We start from the raw sequence: 5,103 nt of genomic DNA, 5'->3' as shown, positions 1-5,103 counted from the left end.
ATCAGTTCCGGGTCAAGGTTCAAGCCCTTGCCCGGTTCAATCGTCACTTCTTCCTTGCGTTTGCGTGGCATAAAGTGGCTCCTTGGCCATCAGTTTATGCCTCACACACAAAGGTTCGGATAGGCTCGAGCGGCCTCATAGTTCACTCGACTATCTGACGCCCGTGCAGTTCGCTCAGGCGCACGATGCAAAACAGCAGTTTTTAACCTCGGACTCTAACTGCAGTTCGGACTAAAACCGGGGGCAGGTCAGATCTATGCGTAATTCGTGGAAGCTGGACACGCGTTTCGCGTGAAGGTGGACAGCGGTTTCGCGCGAAGCTGGACGTTCGGAGCGCAGCGACGCGGGGGGTTCGATATTTACTCTGACTGCTGGTTTTCGCTCAAACTCTTTTTGCGTTTTCGCATCGAATCACCGCTGAGATTGATGCGATAGGTGTTGTGCACGAGCCGGTCGAGAATGGCATCGGCGAGCGTCGGATCGCCGAGCGCGGCATGCCAGCTATCAACTGGAATCTGGCTGGTTACCTGGGTTGAGCGGTGGCCGTGGCGATCATCGAGGATCTCAAGCAGGTCACGCCGTGTGCTATCAAAACGCGAAGCGGTCCAGATCTTGATGACCGAACGCGCCATGGGTGTCACCCGAGCCTGCGGGCTGGTAGGGATTTCTCGCTCGCTGTTTCAGTATGAGTCGCGCCGCCGGGTCGACGACGAAGTGTGAGCTTGCCACCGAAAAACGTATCCCTTGCTGAGGCTTAAAATCCGGCAAGGAGAAACGAAGATGAGCGAGTTGAAGCGCGCGCGGTACACCCTGGAATTCAAGATGGAAGCGGTCCGGCTGGTAAAGGCGGGGCAGAGCTTGGCGGCGGTGTCGGCGATGCTGTCGGTGGCGACCCAAAGCATTTCAGATCGCGATGCACCGGGAACTTCGCCGCGCTCATCTGGTGGTTGACCGAGCGCACGGCCCGATCGGCGCTCTCAGCGGCAAGCAACTGCTCGAGCAACCGCCGGGCCGTCGGCTCTTCAACGTTACCCTGTTTGAACTGGCCTCTTACTACATACGCCTCGCGCGATTGTTCAGGACCGACTATTCACAGGATTCCCATGGCCATAACTACGAGTGGACTCGCAAATGCACTGATAGTCTCGAAGTGAGAACGGCCATACAATCCGCAATCCCTATATTTCATGGCCATGTCTTGCAGAAATTTCGCCAGACAGTGCCGAACGATGTCAAAATCCTGCCCGTAATTCACAGGTTCAGCAGAAATCATCCGGTCAACCACGCAACACGTACGCAGCAAATTCGGTGCATGCGAGGGAGGCCTATGGCAAAACATGTCCAATACATGATCAATTTCTTCTTCCGAAAACGTTGGGTACCATATTGCAAGCAAGCGCTTCCGCACTCTCTGGACAGACGGCGGAAATTGCTGTGCGCGGGAATTTGAAGTGTTCTCTCCATATACCCTGTAGTCGATCAAAGGTGCATCGATATTTATCGTGACTCCACCGTGCTCCATAATTGAAACAATGTAATCATAATCTTCAGCAACCGTGAGACGTTCGTCGAATCGAATTTTATGTTCATCAATGAACGACCGCCGCACCATTATCGAGCCCCCCGAGATATGATTTGCTGCCGTAATCAGGTGCGCCTTGATGTCTCGATCTGATAGCGGAAATTTTACGAGCTGCTCGGGCACACCTCCGAACTGGAACACATGAGATCCCATAGCCACCAAACGCTCTTGCTCGGAGAATGCATGGAGTTGTGCTGCAATTCTGTCGCGTGTTGCCCGGTCGTCCGAGTCAAGTCGCGCGATAAATTTCCCGCGTGATGCCTGAAATCCAGTGTTAAGCGCACACGAAACACCTCCATTGCGTTCTCGTCGAATAAAGCGAAAACGGTGATCCTCTCTCGCGGCCCTATACGCGACCGCGCGCGTTCCGTCAGTCGATCCATCGTCCACAACGAGCAATTCTAGATCGCGAAACGTCTGCTGAAGTATGGAGCGGATCGCCTCTCCAATAAACGCCTCCCGGTTGTACGCTGGGATAACCACGCTAACTAGGGGATCGAGGTTATTCATATGAATATGTTAATTAAGTGATCTCAATGGCGACGGTAGTGCAACTGAGATAACATCTTCAAATCAAGAGTGAACATAGCGAATGCGGCAGCGAACGTGAGCGGCTCATCGACATCAATCGTTTTCGCTCCAACGCCGACACCACAATCTCGATTCCCTTGCGCCCCACGATCACCTCCTGTCCGCCAGGATTCGGTCATAGAACAACACAAATTTATAAAAAGTTATTTTTGGGACAGAACACTAGAGCCACGGATAGATTCGGCCTGTTCGTACAGCGCACGTGCTATCTGCCTTGTAACCGCATCAATGCGTTACACTCAAGCAAAAATGTTATGCGATTATCTCGTCCCAAATTTCATTTTTTCCATTTTGAGAGAGGATGAACCGAAGCATCGGTAATTTCCTCCCAACCTCGCAGAGACATGCGCAGCTCCATGGGCAGCCCGATCATATTGAAGGAGCTTAATCCAGCGTACCGATTTTCCTTTACACCCATAAAATTATGTGGACTATATAATGGGGTAATATGCCACCAAAGAAAATAGCCTCTCGACCATAGGAAGCGTATAAGATTCTCGGATTGCTCAACACGATCATTCTCGACGTACAGTATGGGGCGGCTGTTTGAAAGAATTTCCGTCGCACCCTGAAGGACTGCGAGTTCATAGCCCTCGACATCTACCTTTAGCAGTCGCACCTGCCTTCCGTCGATCAAGTCATCGAGGCGCGTACAGGGCACCTTCAGGGCCGACGGTGTATGCTCGGAGCACACAGATACTCCTCCGAAATTACCGCATTTCTGGTAGTCCGGTTGTGCAAGCCATATCGATCCCTGATGGCGCCCACATGCATATGGCCATGCTGTCACGTTATCCAGGCCATTCAGAGCAAGATTAGCACACAGATTCTGAAATACGAACGGTTGCGGCTCGATAGCGATCGCTTCGGAACTCACTGCTTTGGCAGCCCGGGCGAGTGCCACGGTTTGACTCCCAATATTTGCTCCAACTTCTACAACAGCACCGGGACGATCAATCCAGCGCAGAATGAATTTCGTTTCCTCCTCACAGTATTCCCCATATTGGATAAGAGCCTGCCCGATATAGATATCATTGCTGTTAGCCAGCATTGTCCCATGTCGGGCCGCGACAATGACATATGGATCAGCGATATGCGGCCTTTGGCTGGTCGTTTCCATCGTGCTTTTCTCGGCGTTCAAACGTATGTATTCACAATATCGAGTGGCAAGTTTCTGGCCAGTTATGGGCAGAGTGGTCACGGCCCTAGCTTGATGTAGCCGAGTACGGATTCTGTGGTTTGCCCTTCGCATGCTGCGTCCAGACTGGCGAAATGATCCCCACTGGCAGAGTTAATGCACCGGTATAGAGGCGTAGTGCCCGCGGTTGCGGTAGCGGGCAAATAGCCCATGACTCCCGACGCAAGCTGGCCTTCGCATTGTGAATCCCTGGACAGAAACTGGTCCTGGCTCGCCATGCAGCCATATAACGCCACCTCGCCTGCGGCCGGCGCCATGTCGAGGTACCCAAGCACTTTCTCAGCCCGGTAGCTGCACCAGGGCGCTACATACCCGACCGTAACTGTTCGCTCGGGCATTCCCCCGTTTCCACATGCTGCCGAATAGTATCGGGTCAGAACCAAGGTCGCAGGCACGGGCCGCCATGTGGCGGAAGCAAGATTCCAGGTAGCGGGATCGTTTGTCCCGCCTGCAAAATATACGACCACATTTGGGAGGCTGATATTGATTTGCCCGAATCCGTTACGGAGCAATCCCGGGTTGTGATTCATATAGAAGCCCGTCAATGCGGGATTCACAAAGCCCAGAGTTTCCCATTGACCGCTTCCGGCAAGAAGATCTGCCGCAGGCATGCGCGCCAGCATGAGCTGGAATACCTCGCGGTCTCCTAGGCGCGAAGGTATGGTCTCACGGACCGCGTAGAAATTGCGGGAGACCATGTCATACGCAAAATCCGCATTCGACATGAGCGACAGGCCGGCGCTGTTTTCATCTGATATCAGCACTGGTGCGCTGAAATTGACCCCGTCCGTTGTTTTACGGACAAACACCCTGTTCCCGAATCCTGTGGTCGTATCAGTGTAGAAGATATACAAGCCGGACCTTCCATTGAAATTGTACGTTGATGCTTGGCCGGCTCCGTAAGAGCCATTCATTTGCTGCGGAGAAATAACCGGTTGCGAATACTTTACCCACGTAATGCCATCGTTCGAGAAGGCGACGCCGATTCGGTTGTTTACTTGACTGGCGTCTGTCGCCGTGTAGTACATAGCGTAGACATACGCAGTGCCATCTTCTGGATTGATGAAGTTGCCCGTGACGACGGAAGGATCACAGACAAACGCGCTGTCCCATGAGGCGGTGCCTGGGACCATCACCTGTACGGTCGAAGACCATTGCCCCGTGCTGCGATCGCGGTAGCGATACTGGATCGTATCGGTCAGTCCGGAGGGCCCCAGACCGAACCCACACCACCAGAATTTCTCTGTCTTGCCGTCCGCAATGACCGAGGGGCCGTAGTTGTAGCCTAGCCTGGTGAACAGCGGTTGTCCCGCTGGCAACTGGTAGTCTGCCCTAGCGGTCAAAGCGAGACCCAGAATGAAAAGAGCCGCCGCTTTATGGATTCTGTTCATCTATCCCCCCAAACTGAAGTCCGCCCATGTTGTTCGCCGCTTGCAGATATATAAGCATGGACATTGTTCGAACAGATGGCATGTGGACCGTGTTCATACACTCGATATTGGTCCGCGACCCAGATAACGCATACGAAGTATGGTCGTCACGGCATCTGCGTTTCGTTGCTTTGGCCGACCGTGCGTACCGACGATACCGTGTCTGCAGGCAGGTGAGCTATCGTTGAAAGTGGTGTACGCGGCGTAGGGAAGAGGCAGGAGAAGGCGGTGGCGATTGAAGGAGAATGTTGCTTCTCACGGTAACACTTCCACAATCGAACTCCACCACCATGGCGAAACAT

The 5,103-nt window shown here is 53.3% G+C and carries 4 protein-coding genes and 2 pseudogenes; 1 reads left to right on the top strand and 5 read right to left on the bottom strand.

The window, feature by feature from the left end:
* Positions 1-359: 359 nt before the first annotated feature.
* A pseudogene (locus PKKP23_RS33020) lies at positions 360-584 on the bottom strand (ATP-binding protein); the annotation flags it as partial.
* Positions 585-780: 196 nt separating this feature from the next.
* Here PKKP23_RS33020 and PKKP23_RS33015 point away from each other — a divergent pair.
* Positions 781-903, top strand: a pseudogene (locus PKKP23_RS33015) (transposase); the annotation flags it as partial.
* Positions 904-1,090: 187 nt separating this feature from the next.
* Here the strand turns inward: PKKP23_RS33015 and PKKP23_RS33005 are convergent.
* The 4 genes from PKKP23_RS33005 to PKKP23_RS34360 form a co-directional block, all read right to left on the bottom strand.
* Positions 1,091-2,092, bottom strand: coding sequence for a glycosyltransferase family 2 protein (locus PKKP23_RS33005; RefSeq protein WP_126880033.1), 1,002 nt, complete (start codon positions 2,090-2,092; stop codon positions 1,091-1,093).
* A gap of 358 nt (positions 2,093-2,450) precedes the next feature.
* Entirely contained in the window at positions 2,451-3,293 is an 843-nt protein-coding gene (locus PKKP23_RS33000) for an FkbM family methyltransferase (protein WP_205703037.1), read from the bottom strand.
* Positions 3,294-3,370: 77 nt separating this feature from the next.
* Positions 3,371-4,762 (bottom strand): glycoside hydrolase family protein, encoded by a 1,392-nt coding sequence (locus PKKP23_RS32995; protein ID WP_126880032.1) that lies wholly within the window; start codon positions 4,760-4,762, stop codon positions 3,371-3,373.
* 146 nt (positions 4,763-4,908) lie between these two features.
* The coding region (locus PKKP23_RS34360; RefSeq protein ID WP_205703036.1) for a hypothetical protein at positions 4,909-5,103 on the bottom strand (195 nt) is incomplete at its 5' end.

It is taken from the genome of Paraburkholderia kururiensis JCM 10599 = LMG 19447, assembly GCF_003986935.1.
Lineage (GTDB): Bacteria > Pseudomonadota > Gammaproteobacteria > Burkholderiales > Burkholderiaceae > Paraburkholderia > Paraburkholderia kururiensis.
Note: the sequence above shows the minus strand (reverse complement) of the source record. Positions and strands in the feature narration are given on the sequence as shown.